Raw genomic sequence first — 17,509 nt, 5'->3', positions numbered from 1 at the left:
AAAAAAAAATAAATTAATTTAGCCTGAATGAACGTGGAGTGGTCGGCCTTGGAATATTGTCATGAAACTCAATGGCAACGTCCCTGATTTCAACTGAAATGTCTCCGATTCTTTCAAAAGCCTTGATTACCCTAAACAAGTAAATGAAATAGTTGGAACGTTCCTTTTCATCGAAAGAACTTTCAGCCATTTGGGTAGCAATCAGGTTAATGGCTTTGGTCTGAAGGATATGGATGGACTCTTCCAGTTCCATAATGTCATCCTTTAAATCCGTATCCCCTTCCAGAAACGCAAGCATTGACAGACGAATCATCTTTTGAGCCGTCTTATACATTTTCTTTAGCTTTTTAAGGATGGATTCGTTAATCTCATAAACTTCATTGATAGCGAATTTAGCAATATGGGCGCAGTAATCGCCGATACGCTCCAGATCGTATGCAACTTCATTATACAAGAGAGATTTTGAAAGCTCCGAATGCTGATTGATGCTGGCAATGGTTTCAACGGAAGTTCTAACTTTTTCAACCATGTTATTGGTAGTATAATCCATTTCCAAAGCCTTGTTGGCCATATCCGTATCAGATTCAAGAATTGCATTAAAGGACATTTCAAGCTGATAATTCACGTGCTTGGCCATGTTAAAGAGCATGTCATTAATTAAAACGTTGCCGGAAATATTTTTTGGAGTAACATAATCCCCCAATGATTCCGCAATCTGCTCGTAGCTTTTCAAGTCTATCATATATGCCCTTTTAATGGCTCCTTCCTTAATTAACGGCTGTATCAATTGGGAAACGTATCTTCTGGAAATTCCCAGTCTTTCCGCAATCTCATCCTGAGTGGCGGGATTTTCATATAGAATCAAATCCAGAATGTCCTTTAAAGTCTTGTTTTTCTTAGCCATACTATCTATTTTTTATAATCATCAAGTAAATCATTGGATTCAAAATGAAATCCTTCAGATGATTCATTTATTTTTCTATGAGAAGATTTATAATCGTTTTTAGGAGGATATCTTTTAGGTTCGCCTTTTCTAGGATGTGTGTGCTTAAGCTCCAAATTATCCCGATTCCTGCGGGATTTGCTGCGGTGAGTTTCTTTCAGTTCCAAATCATCCAGATTTATGCGGGATTTTCTCTCATAAGTCTGCTTCATTTCCAAATCATCCTGATTATTTAGGGTTATGCTGCTTTTTATTGAACTGAATTTTTGGGAATTTCTTGCAGAGGACAAAATATTGTGAATGACATAAATCAACAATATGAAAGCTATTATTGCTATCGGGAAATCAAAGAAATCGAAAATCATATCATATACCTGAGATATGTTTCCTCCGATATCTGAAAATCCTCTGGCCAAAAATATTAATCCGATGAAGAATATTAATATTCCGTCATTTCTTGTAACAATATCCCTTTTTAAAATAAAAGGATAAACGCTCATTACAATTAAAGACAACCCTAAAATCCTATACAGATTATTGGATGCAATTCCCTGAATTGATAAATAGATATTCAAAAACACACGAGGCAGTATTCCCCATTCAGATAGGAATGCCAGAATCAGCAGCAATTGAATTATCAGAATAACCACCAAAGGAAATATGAATGCAATATCCCATTCAAAATTGGAAGGAAGCTTTGCATCGCTTACAGGCTTTTCCAGGGCTTCAGACAGCACATTATAGAGAACAGATGACAATACTGACCCGATAATTGTACCCGCAACACCTAAAACAGCCGTTGTTATGGCAACAAAAGCGGAAATACATGCTACTAAAATAATTTTTGAATGATTCAAAGTACCACCTAAAAAAAATAAATTAAAATAAATGCATATAATACATTTATTTTTCTTATTTAAATACTTTAATATTATACAATTGTTAAAGCATTAGGTACTTTCTTTAAAATGTTTTCCTTAACAGGAATCATTGTGGATGAGGCTATTGAAAAGTCAGCTTCTTTTGATGCGGAAACATCGTCTTCAGCCGGAATGATTGTGGCGTTCAATTCTTCTTGCAGGTTGTCAACACTGATGTTTTGTACCCAAGGGTCAGTATCGGCAAGGATAATCTCATCAACTTTATTATCCAATTCCTTGGCGATAACCCATGATATGAACCTGGCGCCGTGCAATGCAATGGTATTTCCTTCGGCGAGGCTTACGATTTCATCAAGGGTATGCTTTAACTCAATTTTTTTATACATATTGGAGCTGACAAGCGTTGCCCAATGGGCGTCTCCGATTGCGTATGAGCCTATTTTGGCAGGATAAATGTAATCAGGTCCTGCAATCTTGACTGCAGTGGCCAGTGCAAGCAGATCATGCTTCTGGACAGGCAATCCTCTGTTAGGGAACTCTTCATTGATGATTTGAATTACTCTTGGAAGACCGAACTTGCCTCTTCTTGCCGTTCCAGGCTCAAATCCGCACATGTATCCGTGGTGGTTTTTAGGAAAACCAGTAATTACCATGTTCAATCCTGATCTCAGACCCGCACGGACTTCATGTTCATAAGCTCCGTTGGTTGCTACGACCTTTCCCGGAGCAAGTATTCTGGCTGCAGCTATTGTCTTTGCAAAGGAATCCGTTGTGTTTTCGCACCTGTTGAACGGACCTCCTTCAACTACAATAACGTCTGCGCCGATTTCGATTGACTTTTCAAATCCTGTAATAACTTCATCGTAGCCGTCACCGACAAACATGATGGATTCCAGTCCTCTGCCGTACTTTTTGGCCAGCTTTGCAATGTCTTCAGCTTCCCTTAACGGTGCTGCATGGCCGTCGCCAGTCTGTTCGGAGGTCACATTGACGGCAACTGATGATGACAGCTTTACCCAGTCTTCCTTGTCGGGCTTTTGCTCCAGTTCCTTATCAATGAGCCTTTCATGAATCCTTCCTCTAGGACATTCGGTAAATGCAGGTCCCTTGTTGTAGCATTCTCCTCCGCATCCGCTGATATGTTTAGGAAGCCTCATGGCCCCGTTTTCTCCAAAATGATCCAAATCCAGTGGCACGTCAACGATATCATGAACCTTCTGCATTACTTCGACTCCGCGCATTCCAAACTTCTCACCTATATCGGAAAATGCATATGCGCAGATATGGATAGGTGCGCCAATCATATCCGCCAGCCTGCAGTTTCCAAGCAAATCCATTAACTCCAAATCAGAAGCGCATGTTCCTGCAACAACTTCGGTCAAATCACAGCCTAAAGGAAATCTTTTAAATTGCATTCCCAGTTTCATCGTATCCTCAAGGGACAATTGGGAAATCGCATCGACAACTTCCGTCACATCCTTATTTTCCATTTTTGATATCTCGATTGCTGCTGCATCATCATGAATCGCTTCTTTGATTAAATCATACATAACATCAATACCCCAACTTATTCTAGTAAATAATTGTATTATAATATATTATATAAATTTTGATTTTTAATCGCTGAGTATTACTAAAACATCAAAATTAGCCCTAAAAATAATACTCAGTAATAACAAAACCATTAAAATCGTGCAAAAAGTAATAACTCGAAAAATAGATAAAAAAATATATATACATCGAAACCGTAAAATAATAAATATTACTACATGTAAATTTTGTATTAATTCGCTTATTACTTTATATCCAAAAAAGTAATATTTTAAATTAATATACAGTTTATAACAAGTAATAATTATTTGAAAAATCCGGATTAACAACCATGTTAAATATCTATCAAATATGTCAACTTTTTTCAAATAGTTAAAACTGTAGTAAAGATTTCTTTAAAAACACCTTTTAAGGAAAATTAAAAAATTATAAGGAGAATTAAAAAATGAAAGTAGCAATTTTAGGTGCAGGATGTTACAGAACACATGCTGCAAGTGGAATTACCAACTTCTCAAGAGCTTGTGAAGTTGCAGACGCAACCGGAAAAGAAAACATCTCAATGACTCACTCTACCATTGAAATGGGTGCTGAATTGTTAGAATTAGCTGGTGTAGATGAAGTAGTTGTATCCGACCCAGTATTCGACGGAGATTTCACTGTTGTAGATGACTTTGACTACGCAGAAGTTATTGCAGCCCACAAAGCAGGAAACCCTGAAGACGTAATGCCTGCAATCAGAGCAAAAGTTAACGAATTAGCTGAAACCGTACCTAAACCAGCAAAAGGTGCTATTCACTTTACTCACCCTGAAGACTTAGGTATGAAATGTACTACTGACGATTCCGAAGCTGTTGCTGACGCTGACTGGGTTATGACCTGGTTACCTGAAGGAGGTATGCAGCCTGACATCATCAAAAACTTCGCTGATGACATTAAAGAAGGCGCTATCGTAACTCACGCATGTACTATTCCTACTACCGGATTAAACAAAATTTTCGAAGACTTAGGAACCAACGTAAACGTAGCTTCCTACCACCCAGGTGCTGTACCTGAAATGAAAGGACAAGTCTACATTGCAGAAGGATTTGCTGACCAAGCTTCCATCGACACTTTAATGGACTTAGGACAAAAAGCAAGAGGATCTGCATTCACCTTACCTGCTAACATGGTTGGTCCTGTTTGTGACATGTGTTCAGCTGTAACCGCTATTACCTACGCAGGTATCTTAGCTTACAGAGACACCGTTACCCAAATTTTAGGTGCTCCTGCAGGATTCGCACAAATGATGGCTAACGAAGCATTAACCCAAGTAACCGCATTAATGCAAGATGAAGGTATCGACAAAATGGACGATGCTTTAAACCCAGCTGCATTATTAGGTACTGCTGACTCAATGAACTTCGGTTCCTTAGCTGAAATCGTTCCTACAGTATTAGAATACTTAGGCAAAAATGAATAAACACATTTAAATAAGTTATTTGTTGATTTCAAATCAACATTTTAACTTATTTTTTAATATTTAAGCCAAAATTAAGTATTAAAAAATAGGTTATAGATTTTTTTAGAAGTTTGGTGTTAAATTGATTGATGAAATATTTAAAAAAGCAAAAGAAGGCAAAGAATTAAGCGATGAAGAATTTTTAGAGTTATTGAGAATTGATGACGATGAAAATTTAGACAAGCTATTTAAGATAGCAGCCGACATAAGAGACGATCAATCAAAAACCATTAAATTAACATCAACAGTTCATATTACCAATAAATGTCAAATACAACCTAGATGCGCTTATTGCGGATTTGCAGAAAAGACATCATCAAAAGGATATTACAACGCATTTTACAAATCCAATGACGAAATTCTAAAAGCAGTCCTGTCAATAACAGACGCACATATCCCTCGCGTTAGTTGTTCCGGAGGATACGGATATAAAGGAAAGCAGGCAGTTAACGCATGCAAAATCGTTAAGGAAAATACTGATCTGGAGATTCTGGTCAATGTTGGAGGAGACCTGACTCCCGAATCAATTAAAAAGCTTGCAGAGCTTGGAGCCGACACTGTTTGCTGTAACCTGGAAACGATTAATGAAGAGGTATTCAATAAAATCAAACCTGGAGACTCATTATCTCAACGAATCAAAACATGCCAGTTAGTATGTGATGCAGGAATCGGTTTATCATCAGGTCTCTTATTAGGCATTGGTGAAAGCCCTGAAGACAGAATCAGACACTTGCGTTTCTTAAGCACGTTTGAGACATTAGAAGAAATTCCTATAATGGGTTTTAATCCATACAAAGATACCCCAATGGCAAATCATCCTGCATTCCCCCTAAAAGAGCAGCTGAAGATTGTTGCAGTGACAAGAATCATGTATCCTGACATCAGAATTACGATGCCTACACCAACCGTAGGCCCTGAAAATGTGGAATATTCACTTAAAGCCGGAGCAAATAATCTTGCAACAGTAATAGCTGAAAATTATCCTTTGGAAGTTAAAGGTGTAGGATCTCCGGAATATGGGAACTACACAGAAGTAGTTAACGTGATTGAGAAGTTAGGCTTGATACCTCAAACTATTTAATATTCTTTTTTTATATGTGATATTATGGCATTTGAAAAAATGATTAAAAATGCATTTGAAGAGTCCAGAAACAATACCAGACTGGGAGATACTTTTGAAGAAATTAACGAAATTCAGGACTACATCAGAAATGCTCAAAAAATTTACGTACCGAACAAGAACGGAATAAAAGTGGAAGTGCTGAATGAAGTTCTGGATGAATACGGCCTGCCTCCGGCCAGAATACTTCAAATCAATACAAACACTGCAGATACGAGCAGAATTCCCGCTCTTGCAAAGGCATATATGGCTCTTGACCAAAGTGACGGCGACCTTATAATAGCCAGAGGACGTCTGGGAATTCCCGGATCAGGCTCATTGCTTATTTTTATCGATAACAAGGGAAGGATATTAACTGCCGGAACATCTCCGTCCCACCTCATTCATCAAAAATCAATCGAACAGGCCGTTTATGAAGAAGCATGCGAAGCGCTTGAAAAGATTGGTTTTAAAAAGATAGAAGGTTGAATCATGGATATTGAAACTGGAATAACCTCCGAAGTCCTGACGATTAAATCCGAAACTAAATTAATTGATATTTTCAACTCAATCATCTTTAAAAAATCCGAAGCTGTTTTTAATTACATTGAGGAATTGGATATTGACAAGGACTCAAGGATAGTTATTATCGGAACTTACCTGACCGGAATAGGAATCGTCAAGAAATTAAGCGAAAAATATGATAATATCCTCCTGATAGACATTTACTCTCATTTAAGGGAACTGCTGGACACGCCTGTAGGCGGCAAACTAAATAATGATGTTGAATTTTCAACGGATTTCGATTTGATATATGCCGGAGACGTTATAATCGATACCACAGGCTTTGGAGGAGTTAACGTTGAACAATCATCCAGAATCAATGCCAAAACGTTCATAATCGAAGACCCTATAGCCGAGGACAACGATGAACTTTTAAAAAATAAAAACAACATTCATGAGAGGTTAAACGCCTGCAGTGCCGAAAACAAGGCAATAATCAAAACGAAAGGAATTAATACCAAAACCTCCGGAACGATGACATTAACAATCGGCATTTTAACAAATGTTTTAAATAGCCTTTCCAAGAAGGAAGGAGTCTTATACTGTGCCGGAGAAATGGGATTTTTTGAAGAAGTTATTTTTAAGGAAAAGGACATAGATAAATTCATTGAACTGGCTGAAAGAAATGCGATTAAGATATCAACCATCAATCCCTTCATTCCGGACGAAGCGATACTTGAAGAACTGGATAAAATCGAGACAAAAATGATTTAAATGAAACTGAAAGACATTGTTGAATTTTTAAACGGAAAAATACCTCAGAAGCTGGCATTAAGCAGTGACAGCGTTGGATTTATGGGAGATTACGATTTAAACCAGGACATTAACAGCATTAAGATAATGATGGATTTATATCCTGATGACGACAGTTTCGGCGAAGGGACATTAATCATAACGCATCATCCCCCATTATTCAGCCCGAAAACACCCACATTTACTATTCACTCCAACTGGGACATTATAGAAGGGGGCGCCAATGAAGCCCTTGCGGATTCGCTGGATTTAAAAGTCATTGAATCATTTGACAAGGCAACGGGCATCGGGCGAATCTGTGAAGTGAACAAAAGCTTTTATGAATTCAAAGAAATAATTTTAGACAATTACAATAACGTCAATATAGTCAACAGGCCTGATGATGAAAAGATAATTGAAAAGGTGGGAATAATTTCCGGATTCGGCTTGAAAAATCCCGACTACATCAGATTGGCCAGTGATCTTAACCTGGAAATGCTGATTTCCGGAGATTTGACTCAGGAAAGCGCAGTTCTTGGCCATAATTTAGGTTTAACGTTAATTGATTTGGGCCACCACAACAGTGAAGTTCCCGGCCTTTATTATTTGAGAAATCTCGTTAGCAAACTCGACGTGGATTGTGAAGTAATTAATAGGATTCCAATTGAAAATATGGTGAAATAATGACAAACGATGAAATACAGAAAATGGAAGACAGACAAGTCCCTTATGGGAAAATAGACCTGGTCGGTGTTGGAAGATTGGGTTTAAGAATAGGAATCAACCTCATTCAGGTTCACAGGGGCGGACCGAAAGTAATCGGTGCGTTTGACGGACAGGAAATATCTGGCGGAGACGTTATCTTCACGCTTCTTGGAGCAGAAGCGGGCGAATCAAAACCGGAATTCCTTAAAAGAATCTGCACCCACGATGAGGATTTCAGAAAAGTCGAAAGCCACAGCGAATACATCACCGATGAAAATATCGATTTGATTGACGGCGACGTTGTAATCATCGTGATAGCCGGAGGAAACACCATCCCGACCGCTGCAAAGATAATTAAGCATGCCCATGAAAGGGGATCCAAAACAATCGGAACTGCAGGAATATTCGGATTCGGCAACGAAAACATTGAGTTCAAGGACATTTCAGAGTTTGATGACAACAATCCTGCCGTTGAAGAACTTAGAAAAGAGGGCATTACCGAAAATCACTTCCTGATAACAACCAATAAGCTCATCCGGGACAACGAACCGGTAACGCCATATACATTGGATGAAATCGCAAACAAAATAACTATGGAAGCATTGAAACTACTGAGAGATCAGCATGATTAAAATAGCTACAGCAGAATGCTTTACCCATGGGAAAATCGGCCTGGAGCTGCATGCGCTTGCTCAGGATTACGAAGGCAATTTCGCAGGCACATACATTGAAAACCCAGAGAAATACGGTGATTTCAACTATAATAAGCTAAGTGTTACCTGCAGTTTATTCATACCTACCATCGATGCGGTAAAGGATATCCTGAAGGTTGAAAAGCCTCCCGAGCCGGATTATCTTATTAAGGGCATTAAGGTCTATGACGAGTCCGGAGACAAAAAGGTAAGCAAAGTAATGGCTGAAGCTGTGATGGATCTGACATCCTGCGACATTGCAATCGGCACTACAGCCGGAATCGGCCATGGAGGAATTTGCATACTGACAAAGGATTATGAAATAATAACCACCAGCGACGTTTACACTGATTTGAGACAAAAAGATAGCGAAGAACTTTACCAAAGGCAATTAAGCGGAATAAAAAAAGCCATCGACATTACCCTACTTCTTTTAAATGAAAAAATCGACGAAATTAACTGTCTTGAAAACGTTGAAATTATTAAAAAATAGCTAGAAAGCCTTAGGGGGGATTCGAACCCCCGACTTCCACCTTACCAAGGTGGCGCTCTACCGCCTGAGCCACTAAGGCATAATCGAGAATATACATAAAAAACTTTTAAAAAATATAGTGCAGGAGAAGGGATTCGAACCCTCGAAGGCCTATGCCAGAGGATCTTAAGTCCCCCCCCTTTGGCCGCTCGGGCACCCCTGCATACAGTATAAATGTTTGTTTTCATAATATATAAATTTTTGGATTGATATTTATATTAACTGTCGAATCGAAAAAACTATTTAAGTATTAAAAGAGAAAATATATCCATAGGCAATTATTTTTAAAATAATTGAATCGTGGTGTATACATTGATGATTATAGATATGGAAGAATGTGGAATATGCGAAGATTGCATTGACGTATGTATGGAAGAGGCAATCAAGAAAAAAGCATATAAAGTAATTATTGACCCTGACAAATGCGATTCATGTGGCGAATGCATCGATGTCTGTCCTGTCGGGGCGATATACGAAGAATGATCGGAAATGAAAATCAAATTTACATTAATAGATTATGCCATAATAATACTGGTAATATGTGCAGTGGTATTTGCGTTTATTCATATTACCTCTCATGACGAGACAACCAGCGAGAGCACATCCTATGACTCTTCAACGCTGAATAAGATTGTTGAGAAATACCTGACTTATTACAGACAGGGATATATTGTAAATACGACTATCCACGGACATGACGCCAATACCGGAGAAGCAGTTACATTGGCCGGAAACATACTGTGGATGGACGACGATAGGGGAAGCAATGTAAAAGCCCTCGTCAGCTCAAACGGCAGCCAATACCTTGTCGGATTGTATAATCATATTCCGAACGCTGATGTATACATTGACAGCATGACTTTGGAAATGAATGGAGACAAATACTCTAACCTGACTGAAATAAAGGCAAATCCTAAAAACGTTTCTTCCATCAGCGACCTGATTTCAGGAATCGGCAACGATACCGACTATGAAATTACCACAACGATTTCTGTCGATTCATTTGAAGGCAATAAAATCCAGGAAGTGATTAACGCACTGTTCCAAAGCGATGAAAGGATTTCCATTAAGGCTTCAAATACAGGACTTACAGACCAAATCAATATTGTAAGAGGAACTTCTGCGGAATTAACCCAGGCAAGTAATATTCTTGGAGACTTTAACGGCGTTACAAGCAAGATCACAATCCGGATTTATAACTGCAGCGATAATGACATCAATACCATAAAAAGCAATTTTGATGTCATAAACATTCAAAAATTTTAAGTTGTGTGATTTATGAGTTTCATTTATTCTAAATTAACATCTTTTTTAAACCGGATAAGTGATGAATTTCATAAATCATTTTTATTTACATTGATATTTACCGTATTGGGATTTATTGAAGACCAGTGGGTCAGAAGCTTCTTTATAGGCCTTTACCCCAGTGAAAACTTTTTGGGATTTTTAAAGAAAAACAATATTTTAAGAAATCATCTGTTCAATCCCCTGATTGTTCTGGTTGTATTTGCCCTGTTTCTGGCACTTTCCCTCACTCCGATTTCTGAAAGCCTTACCCAAACGCTGATTATAGCCTTCGTATTCTTTTTTATCGGATCCACAATACTTCCAAGGTTTTTCATTAACGACACCGAAAACATAGTGCTTTTTAATAAAAGAGACATTTATTCCATAGGATTCTGTCTGATATTAATCAGCGTTGCGTTTTTCTTCATAAGCATAGCGTCCGTTGGTGGAATACCATTGTTAAAGCCTTCAATCAGATATCTGTTAAAGCCCGCATTTACGATGCCTGTCTTTCTGATAATTCCCGGAACCGGGATACTTGCAAGCACCTATCTGAAGGATTTCCAGGAAGGAATCATAAGCAGGTCACAGGCCAGGTTCAGATTTCTCCTGCTTTTGATTATTAATGTAGGTATTCTGCTGGCTTTGGGCTACAGGACACCGCTTCTTGCAGCATTACTGCTTTTAATCATCATAGCTTACTTTGGAAACATCATATCCGTATGGGAAGTCGTTATCGCAGCACTGGTTGGCGTGGCAGCAATAATAGGAATCGGATACTACCGTTCAATCAAAGAATATACCATAAGCAGCGCAATAGATCCGTTCTATACCCTGAAAAGCAGGGCGGATTTCACTCTGCACGTATTGAATCTTTTAGATATAATAGGAGGAAACTTCGGCCTTACACACGGCAAGCTGCTTGCAAGCGCCATTCCAGGAAGCGAACTGGGGCCTAGGATGATGGTGGGAAAGCTTATAGCGTGGAGAACCGAAGTCACTGTTACTCCAACATTAATCGGCCAGATGGTGGCGGACTTCGGAAAGGTTGGCGTAGCAGTTGGAATGTGCATTTTGGGCTTTATTTTAGGCATCGGATTTAAAATTGTAAGAAAGACCAAAGACTACTTCTATATCGGATTATATGCATTATTATTGACCTATGCAATTTTGGGCGTTGAAACCGGAATACTTGATATCCAGGTTCTGTTCTACTTTGCCGTAGCCATTTTCATTTATCTGATTGCCATTTTGAAACCTCTTTTTAATCAGTAATACAAAAAATGGTAAATTTATGTCATCAGTAATACTTTTTTATTACAACAATTAGAAATTAATTATATTAAGTATTACTTTAATAAGCTTTAAATATTAAAAATAGTATAATGAATAAATATCAAGATAAAAAATAAGGTATTTTTCACTATTATAGAAAATCAATCCCTTATACTTGATAAAATTCAAAAAAAAGTAATACTCACTATATAAACAAAATATAAAAAAGTATTACTTTTAATATTATGGAGGAAAATAAATGCATATACCTGACGGATTTATACCATTGTGGCAATGTGCGATATACTACGTCATTCTGATTATAGCGCTATACTTTGCCAGCAAATGGGCTAGACAAAACCTTGATGAAAAACGCATTCCTCTACTTGCAGTTCTTGCAGCAGGTATTTTTGCTATCATGTCCATGAACATGCCAATTCCATTCGGAACAAGTGGTCACATGGTCGGTGGAGCACTAGTAGCAATTATATTCTGCGCACCTGAAGCAGCAGTTCTCGTATTCACTGTAGTATTAATCATTCAAGCATTAGTATTTGGTGACGGAGGAATTACTGCACTCGGTGCTAATGTATTGAATATGGCAATCATTGGAGGATACACTGGATTGTACACTTTCAAAGCATTAAAAGGAACACTTGGAATCTACGGTGCAGCAGGTGTCGGAGCATGGTTAGCAACCGTACTTGCAGCATTGGCATGTGCAATTGAAATGGCTATAGCCGGAACATTCCCTGCAAATGTCGGAATTCCATCAATGGTATTATACCACGTATTCATTGGTATCATTGAAGCTGTTCTTACCGTTATTGTAATAATGGCTTTAGATAAATTCAGACCAGACCTTTTAGTGTGGAACAAAAACAAAATTAGTGAAGGAGGACAATAAGATGGATAAACGTGATAAAACCTTAATAATTGTTGCAATAATTATCTGTGTTGTAATATGTTGTCTTTCCCCTTTCATTGCTTCTGGAGATCCTGACGGATTGGAAAAATCCGCTGAAGATGCAGGCGTTCCGGAAGAAAAAGCAATAGCAGTATTTGAATCACCATTCCCTGACTACACCTTTGAACCTCTCGAAAGCATAGGTGAAGTAGGTGTCCTTATCTTAGGAGTCCTGCTGACATTAGTCTGTGGATGGGGTATTGCTGAAGTAGTAAAAAGAAGAAGTTAATTTTTAACTTCTATCTTTTTATAATACTTTTTTTAAAAATATTAATAGTGATTAATTATGGCAGATATTACTAAGGCATTGAATCTGGACGAACTAGCATCAAAGGACAGCCCAATTCATAATCTTGACGGAAGAATCAAGCTAATATCTGCAGTATTTATAATTGTCGTAGCTGCTTTTTCAAACAACCTATTTATTCCGATAGTTCTGGAAATTTTCTTATTAATCGTCATTCACATAGCTAAATTATCTTATATTGATTCATTTAAAAGAATTGGAATGCTTCTCCCATTCGGAGGAGCAATAATAATTTTCCAACCATTCATTCATCCGGGAAACGTCTTATGGTCATATTCCTGGCTGACAGTAACCGACGTCGGACTGAATTGGGCGATATTGCTGGTAGCAAGAATCATCGTTTCATTAACTTCAATCGTAATCCTGTCATCAACAAGTCCTATGCAGCAGATTGTTGCATCACTTAGAAGATTGAAGATGCCGAAAGACCTTGCAATGATTTTAAGTATTATGGTCAGATTCTTATTTGTATTCATCGATGAATTAGCAGCCATAAGAAGGTCCCAAAAATCAAGAAACTTCGATATACACTCTAAAGTAACTCCATACAAATGGAGAGTCAGGCAAGTCGGCTATACGATTGCCATGATGTTTGTCAAATCCTATGAACAGGGCGAAAGAGTTTACAAAAGCATGATCAGCAGAGGCTTTTCAGATGAGTCAGACCTGTTTAATGAAAAGACTTCACTAGAAAGAAATGATTACATATACATTGGCACAATAATAATATTGGTTATCATAGTGGAGATTATTGTATTTAAATATTCGAATGATTTAGGATACATTGGAGCTAACTTATCTATAAATTAATGAGGCTGGAATTAAAATGAATGAAGTATATCTATCAACGAAAAACCTGAGTTTCACATACCCTGACGGAACTCACGCATTGAAAAACATTACCCTTGAAATCAAAAAGGCACGAAAGGTTGCGATTATCGGACCGAACGGTGCCGGAAAATCAACATTATTTTCACATTTCAACGGATTGACCGAAGCGACTTCAGGAACGATTGAATTAGATGGGGAAACTATGAAATATGATAAGAAATCCCTTCTTGAAGTCAGACAAAAAGTAGGAATTGTTTTTCAAGATCCAAATGACCAGCTATTTGCGCCTACAGTAAAGGAAGACGTTGCATTCGGCCCCATGAATTTAGGATTAAGTTACGAAGAAGTTGAAAAGCGTGTAGACGAAGCCCTTGAAATGGTGGAAATGATAGAGTTCAAGGATAAAACCCCCCACCATTTAAGCGGAGGCCAGCAAAAAAGAGTGGCAATTGCAGGAATAATAGCAATGAGGCCCGAAATAATGATACTTGACGAACCAACTGCAGGTCTTGACCCGGCAGGTGTCGAAAAGGTATTAACCATATTAAATAACCTTAATAAGGAAGGAATGACCATAGTTATATCCTCACATGACATAGAAATGGTGAATGAATTCGCAGATGAGATATTTGTCTTGAGCAATGGAGAAATCATTGCAAACGGGGATAAGCACGAAATATTTTCAGATAAGGAATTAATAAAAAGAGCTCACCTTAAAGCGCCAGTAACAACCGAAATATTACACGCCCTAAAAGATAAAGGCTATAACGTTGATACCCATAAAATAAGCGTTGATGAGCTTGTTGAAGAAATTATTAAAATGAAAAAAAATTAATTTGTGGATTTTCTTCTTTTTAATCTGTCCTTAAGCTTTACAATAAACTCAAATTCATCATCCAATTCGGGATGATTTCCAAATCCACAATTCGGACAGTGCACTTGATTGCAATTGCTGTGCTTTCCACAGCTTATACATCCACGGTTTTCCAGTTCGTTTTCATCGAATTCAAAACCGCACATACGACATTTCATAATAACACCGTTATAAATTATTAGCTAAAAAAAATAAATGAAAAGATTGAAGCTATTCCACTTCAATATTTTCAGCCTCTTCCTTACGGAGGCAAACATCATATCCTTTAATACTCATTTCGATAGGATCTCCCAAAGTAGCTACTTTCTTAACAGTAATTTTAGCCCCTTTAACAAAACCCATACCTAATAAGTGTCTTCTTAAATCGATGTCACCGGTATCATGGTATTTTACCAGAGTGACGGTTTCACCAGGTTTTGTGTCTTTCAATGTTTTCATTTTCTCACCGAATCAAAATATTACAATAAATATTTAGGTAAACTTAAATTTGTATTATGTAGTATATAAATATTTAGTTTTGCCAAAATTTTAAAAATGGCGATTAGAAAAATCCAATCATCATTTATGCTTTTAAGACTAATTTATCACCTATCCGAATCCTGCCAAATGACCAACGTTGAAAATCAGGAATGAAACTATGTATGCGGTTACCAGGGTAATTCCACACATGGTCAATGCCCATTTGTAACTGTTGGTTTCCTGCTTGATTGCACCGATAGCTGCGAAACATGGAGTGTACAATAAGGTAAATGCCATGAATGAGAATGCAGAAAGCGGCGTGAAGGTGTCATGTATCAATGAGGTGATTCCTTCCTCGTCATCCTCTTCCATACCTGCCAATGTACCGAAGGTTGCAACCACAACTTCCTTAGCGGCCAGACCTGCAATGATAGCTACAGCAGCCTGCCAGGTTCCAAATCCTAACGGAGCGAAAATTGGAGCTATGACAGTACCTATCATACCTAAAATACTCATTTGAGGATCTGATCCGCCCCATGGATAGATATTCTGTAAAATCCATAAAACGATGGAACAGGCAAGAATGATAGTACCTGCTTTTCTTAAGAATCCTTTTACCTTTTCCCAGGTGTGTAACAAAACACCCTTTACGGAAGGTATCTTGTATGTCGGCAATTCCATAACGAATGGAGTGGACAGTCCTTTAAACATGGTTCTTTTGAGGATAGCTGCAACAATAAGTGCCACAACAATACCTAATAAATAAATAGCAAGCAATACGTTACCTTGATTTTCAGCGAAGAATGCGGCGATGAAAATAGCATAAATCGGCAACCGTGCTGTACATGACATGAATGGAACAAGCATCATGGCAAGCATACGGTCTCCTTCGTTTTCCATGGTTCTGGTTGCCATAATAGCCGGTACACCACATCCGAATCCTAAAATCATTGGAATAAATGCCTTACCGTGGAGCCCTACAATCTTGTGCATTACAATATCCAAGGTAAATGCAGCCCTTGCAAGGTAACCGCAGTCTTCCAGAATACTCAGGAACAGAAACATCAGAATAATAATCGGCAGGAACGTGAGAACTCCACCTACTCCTCCGATGATACCGTCACAGATGAATGAAGCGAGATATTCATTGGCAATGAATCCTCCAACCCATTCGGCAATAACGCCGAACAGTTCATCAATCATGTCCTGGAAAGGAGCGCCTATTGTAAACGTTAACTGGAACAATGCCCACATTATAATAAGAAATATGAATGGAGCCAAAAGCCTGTTGGTTACAATCTTATCAATCTTATCAGTCGTAGTTTCCTTTTCGACAGCCGGCCTTTTAACAGCTTCGGCCATCAATCCATCAATAAATGCATATCTTGCATTTGCAATAACTTCTTCCGCACCCTCGTCGTATACGTCAGAGAGGTGCTTTGCTACCTTGTCAACTTCCCTCATGATTTTTGAGCTCATGCTGGACTGTTGAACCTTTTGAATAACTATTGAATCTTTTTCTAATAACTTAATTGCCGTCCAAACAGATGGAACATCCAATAAATTTGAGTCCTGCTCTATAAGTTCTTGAAGTTCGCCTAAATGTTGCTTCAATTCATTCCCATATGATAACTTTAAACTGGAATCTACCGGATTAGCAGAAGCTTTTTCCACAGTAGTAAGCAATTCATCGAAACCGTCTTTGTTTTTAGCATTGATTTCGATTACAGGGAATCCTAAAAGCTCACTCATCAAGTCGATGTTGATGATATGATCTTTTTTCTTAGCAAAATCGTTCATGTTAAGAGCTAAAACAAGGTTGGCACCCAGTTCCATCATTTGAACCGTTAAATACAAATTACGTTCCAGATTAGCTGCATCAACTACATTAATGATTACGTCGGAGTCATCATCTACAATGAAATCCCTAGAAACGATCTCCTCCATAGAATGAGCACTCAATGCATAATTACCCGGCAAGTCGACAACATCATATTCATAATCCCCATGCTTGAAACTTCCTTCGGCCCTTTCGACCGTTTTTCCAGGCCAGTTTCCTACATGCTGACGCATACCGGTTAATTGATTGAAAACTGTAGTTTTACCCACGTTCGGGTTTCCAGCCAATCCTACAATTAATTCTTTCATTAACCATTCTCCCATTTAATTGAATTATGGATGAAATCCATTGGGATTGAATTAATCCCAATAATGTCACCCATTTCTTAAAAAAATCATCTTAGTCCAAGTTTCGACCTACTTTTTTATTAAAAAGTTAGGTTAACCTAAACATATATAAAGTTATATTTTTA

The 17,509-nt window shown here is 38.0% G+C and carries 20 protein-coding genes and 2 tRNA genes; 14 read left to right on the top strand and 8 right to left on the bottom strand.

The annotated features are described in order from the left end of the window. Positions 1-13 precede the first annotated feature (13 nt). From F3G70_RS07575 to hmdC, 3 genes are all read right to left on the bottom strand, one after another. The gene (locus tag F3G70_RS07575; RefSeq protein ID WP_149732100.1) at positions 14-904 is read right to left on the bottom strand and encodes a phosphate signaling complex PhoU family protein; all 891 of its coding nucleotides are present in this window, start codon (positions 902-904) and stop codon (positions 14-16) included. Between the two features lie 5 nt (positions 905-909). Then, on the bottom strand, positions 910-1,800 hold the full coding sequence (locus F3G70_RS07570) for a hypothetical protein (RefSeq protein WP_149732099.1): 891 nt from the start codon (positions 1,798-1,800) through the stop codon (positions 910-912). Positions 1,801-1,874: 74 nt separating this feature from the next. Further along, a complete protein-coding gene (gene hmdC / locus F3G70_RS07565) occupies positions 1,875-3,374 on the bottom strand; it encodes a 5,10-methenyltetrahydromethanopterin hydrogenase cofactor biosynthesis protein HmdC (RefSeq protein WP_149732098.1) in 1,500 nt (499 codons plus the stop codon). A 446-nt stretch (positions 3,375-3,820) separates the two neighbouring features. On the opposite strand from hmdC, the gene hmd reads away from it, so the two are divergent. The 7 genes from hmd to F3G70_RS07530 all read left to right on the top strand — a co-directional run bounded on the left by hmd (position 3,821) and on the right by F3G70_RS07530 (position 9,158). After that, positions 3,821-4,834, top strand: a complete 1,014-nt coding sequence (gene hmd / locus F3G70_RS07560; RefSeq protein WP_149732097.1) for a 5,10-methenyltetrahydromethanopterin hydrogenase — start codon at positions 3,821-3,823, stop codon at positions 4,832-4,834. A 121-nt stretch (positions 4,835-4,955) separates the two neighbouring features. Continuing rightward, positions 4,956-5,954, top strand: coding sequence for a 5,10-methenyltetrahydromethanopterin hydrogenase cofactor biosynthesis protein HmdB (gene hmdB / locus F3G70_RS07555; RefSeq protein ID WP_149732096.1), 999 nt, complete (start codon positions 4,956-4,958; stop codon positions 5,952-5,954). Between the two features lie 24 nt (positions 5,955-5,978). Continuing rightward, a complete protein-coding gene (locus F3G70_RS07550) occupies positions 5,979-6,461 on the top strand; it encodes a DUF3236 domain-containing protein (protein ID WP_149732095.1) in 483 nt (160 codons plus the stop codon). A gap of 3 nt (positions 6,462-6,464) precedes the next feature. Then, positions 6,465-7,250, top strand: a complete 786-nt coding sequence (locus tag F3G70_RS07545; protein WP_149732094.1) for an SAM-dependent methyltransferase HcgC family protein — start codon at positions 6,465-6,467, stop codon at positions 7,248-7,250. After that, positions 7,251-7,952 (top strand): Nif3-like dinuclear metal center hexameric protein, encoded by a 702-nt coding sequence (locus tag F3G70_RS07540; protein ID WP_149732093.1) that lies wholly within the window; start codon positions 7,251-7,253, stop codon positions 7,950-7,952. It begins immediately after the preceding gene. After that, positions 7,952-8,605: a hypothetical protein gene (locus tag F3G70_RS07535; RefSeq protein WP_149732092.1), complete on the top strand. Its 654-nt coding sequence runs from the start codon at positions 7,952-7,954 to the stop codon at positions 8,603-8,605. The genes F3G70_RS07540 and F3G70_RS07535 overlap by 1 nt, the downstream gene beginning before the upstream one ends. Continuing rightward, positions 8,598-9,158: a UPF0254 family protein gene (locus F3G70_RS07530; protein ID WP_149732091.1), complete on the top strand. Its 561-nt coding sequence runs from the start codon at positions 8,598-8,600 to the stop codon at positions 9,156-9,158. The genes F3G70_RS07535 and F3G70_RS07530 overlap by 8 nt, the downstream gene beginning before the upstream one ends. A 6-nt stretch (positions 9,159-9,164) precedes the next feature. On the opposite strand, the gene F3G70_RS07525 is transcribed toward F3G70_RS07530, so the two are convergent. Both F3G70_RS07525 and F3G70_RS07520 read right to left on the bottom strand, forming a co-directional pair. Further along, a tRNA-Thr gene (locus tag F3G70_RS07525) sits at positions 9,165-9,237 on the bottom strand. Positions 9,238-9,277: 40 nt separating this feature from the next. Beyond that, a tRNA-Leu gene (locus F3G70_RS07520) sits at positions 9,278-9,360 on the bottom strand. A 152-nt stretch (positions 9,361-9,512) separates the two neighbouring features. Here F3G70_RS07520 and F3G70_RS07515 point away from each other — a divergent pair. The 7 genes from F3G70_RS07515 (at position 9,513) to F3G70_RS07485 (ending at position 14,699) form a co-directional block, all read left to right on the top strand. Further along, on the top strand, positions 9,513-9,680 hold the full coding sequence (locus tag F3G70_RS07515; RefSeq protein WP_149732090.1) for a 4Fe-4S dicluster domain-containing protein: 168 nt from the start codon (positions 9,513-9,515) through the stop codon (positions 9,678-9,680). 6 nt (positions 9,681-9,686) lie between these two features. Further along, on the top strand, positions 9,687-10,463 hold the full coding sequence (locus tag F3G70_RS07510) for an adhesin (protein ID WP_149732089.1): 777 nt from the start codon (positions 9,687-9,689) through the stop codon (positions 10,461-10,463). 12 nt (positions 10,464-10,475) lie between these two features. Continuing rightward, the gene (locus F3G70_RS07505) at positions 10,476-11,759 is read left to right on the top strand and encodes an oligosaccharide repeat unit polymerase family protein (protein ID WP_149732088.1); all 1,284 of its coding nucleotides are present in this window, start codon (positions 10,476-10,478) and stop codon (positions 11,757-11,759) included. 259 nt (positions 11,760-12,018) lie between these two features. Beyond that, positions 12,019-12,666 carry a cobalt transporter CbiM gene (gene cbiM, locus F3G70_RS07500; RefSeq protein ID WP_149732087.1) on the top strand — a complete coding sequence of 216 codons (648 nt, stop codon included), beginning with the start codon at positions 12,019-12,021 and terminating at the stop codon, positions 12,664-12,666. A gap of 1 nt (position 12,667) precedes the next feature. Beyond that, positions 12,668-12,955: a PDGLE domain-containing protein gene (locus tag F3G70_RS07495; protein WP_149732086.1), complete on the top strand. Its 288-nt coding sequence runs from the start codon at positions 12,668-12,670 to the stop codon at positions 12,953-12,955. Between the two features lie 57 nt (positions 12,956-13,012). Then, a complete protein-coding gene (cbiQ, locus tag F3G70_RS07490) occupies positions 13,013-13,843 on the top strand; it encodes a cobalt ECF transporter T component CbiQ (protein WP_149732085.1) in 831 nt (276 codons plus the stop codon). A gap of 16 nt (positions 13,844-13,859) precedes the next feature. Further along, on the top strand, positions 13,860-14,699 hold the full coding sequence (locus F3G70_RS07485) for an energy-coupling factor ABC transporter ATP-binding protein (RefSeq protein ID WP_149732084.1): 840 nt from the start codon (positions 13,860-13,862) through the stop codon (positions 14,697-14,699). On the opposite strand, the gene F3G70_RS07480 is transcribed toward F3G70_RS07485, so the two are convergent. From F3G70_RS07480 to feoB, 3 genes are all read right to left on the bottom strand, one after another. Further along, positions 14,696-14,896: a hypothetical protein gene (locus F3G70_RS07480; protein WP_149732083.1), complete on the bottom strand. Its 201-nt coding sequence runs from the start codon at positions 14,894-14,896 to the stop codon at positions 14,696-14,698. The genes F3G70_RS07485 and F3G70_RS07480 overlap by 4 nt on opposite strands. A 52-nt stretch (positions 14,897-14,948) precedes the next feature. After that, on the bottom strand, positions 14,949-15,176 hold the full coding sequence (locus F3G70_RS07475; protein ID WP_149732082.1) for a FeoA family protein: 228 nt from the start codon (positions 15,174-15,176) through the stop codon (positions 14,949-14,951). A gap of 150 nt (positions 15,177-15,326) precedes the next feature. After that, positions 15,327-17,345, bottom strand: a complete 2,019-nt coding sequence (feoB, locus tag F3G70_RS07470; protein ID WP_149732081.1) for a ferrous iron transport protein B — start codon at positions 17,343-17,345, stop codon at positions 15,327-15,329. Between the last annotated feature and the right edge of the window lie 164 nt (positions 17,346-17,509).

The sequence above is a fragment of the Methanobrevibacter millerae genome (assembly GCF_900103415.1).
GTDB classification, from domain to species: domain Archaea; phylum Methanobacteriota; class Methanobacteria; order Methanobacteriales; family Methanobacteriaceae; genus Methanocatella; species Methanocatella millerae.
This window is presented reverse-complemented; position numbering and strand designations above follow the sequence as displayed.

Bases quoted from the DNA above. Each gene is read 5' to 3' on its own strand.
- cbiM (WP_149732087.1), top strand. From the start codon at position 12,019: ATGCATATACCTGACGGATTTATACCATTGTGGCAATGTGCGATATAC.
- F3G70_RS07510 (WP_149732089.1), top strand. From the start codon at position 9,687: ATGAAAATCAAATTTACATTAATAGATTATGCCATAATAATACTGGTA.
- F3G70_RS07515 (WP_149732090.1), top strand. From the start codon at position 9,513: ATGATTATAGATATGGAAGAATGTGGAATATGCGAAGATTGCATTGAC.
- F3G70_RS07540 (WP_149732093.1), top strand. From the start codon at position 7,251: ATGAAACTGAAAGACATTGTTGAATTTTTAAACGGAAAAATACCTCAG.
- F3G70_RS07530 (WP_149732091.1), top strand. From the start codon at position 8,598: ATGATTAAAATAGCTACAGCAGAATGCTTTACCCATGGGAAAATCGGC.
- cbiQ (WP_149732085.1), top strand. From the start codon at position 13,013: ATGGCAGATATTACTAAGGCATTGAATCTGGACGAACTAGCATCAAAG.
- F3G70_RS07545 (WP_149732094.1), top strand. From the start codon at position 6,465: ATGGATATTGAAACTGGAATAACCTCCGAAGTCCTGACGATTAAATCC.
- F3G70_RS07505 (WP_149732088.1), top strand. From the start codon at position 10,476: ATGAGTTTCATTTATTCTAAATTAACATCTTTTTTAAACCGGATAAGT.
- hmd (WP_149732097.1), top strand. From the start codon at position 3,821: ATGAAAGTAGCAATTTTAGGTGCAGGATGTTACAGAACACATGCTGCA.
- F3G70_RS07495 (WP_149732086.1), top strand. From the start codon at position 12,668: ATGGATAAACGTGATAAAACCTTAATAATTGTTGCAATAATTATCTGT.
- F3G70_RS07550 (WP_149732095.1), top strand. From the start codon at position 5,979: ATGGCATTTGAAAAAATGATTAAAAATGCATTTGAAGAGTCCAGAAAC.
- F3G70_RS07475 (WP_149732082.1), bottom strand. From the start codon at position 15,176: ATGAAAACATTGAAAGACACAAAACCTGGTGAAACCGTCACTCTGGTA.
- F3G70_RS07485 (WP_149732084.1), top strand. From the start codon at position 13,860: ATGAATGAAGTATATCTATCAACGAAAAACCTGAGTTTCACATACCCT.
- F3G70_RS07575 (WP_149732100.1), bottom strand. From the start codon at position 904: ATGGCTAAGAAAAACAAGACTTTAAAGGACATTCTGGATTTGATTCTA.
- F3G70_RS07535 (WP_149732092.1), top strand. From the start codon at position 7,952: ATGACAAACGATGAAATACAGAAAATGGAAGACAGACAAGTCCCTTAT.
- hmdC (WP_149732098.1), bottom strand. From the start codon at position 3,374: ATGTATGATTTAATCAAAGAAGCGATTCATGATGATGCAGCAGCAATC.
- feoB (WP_149732081.1), bottom strand. From the start codon at position 17,345: ATGAAAGAATTAATTGTAGGATTGGCTGGAAACCCGAACGTGGGTAAA.
- F3G70_RS07480 (WP_149732083.1), bottom strand. From the start codon at position 14,896: ATGAAATGTCGTATGTGCGGTTTTGAATTCGATGAAAACGAACTGGAA.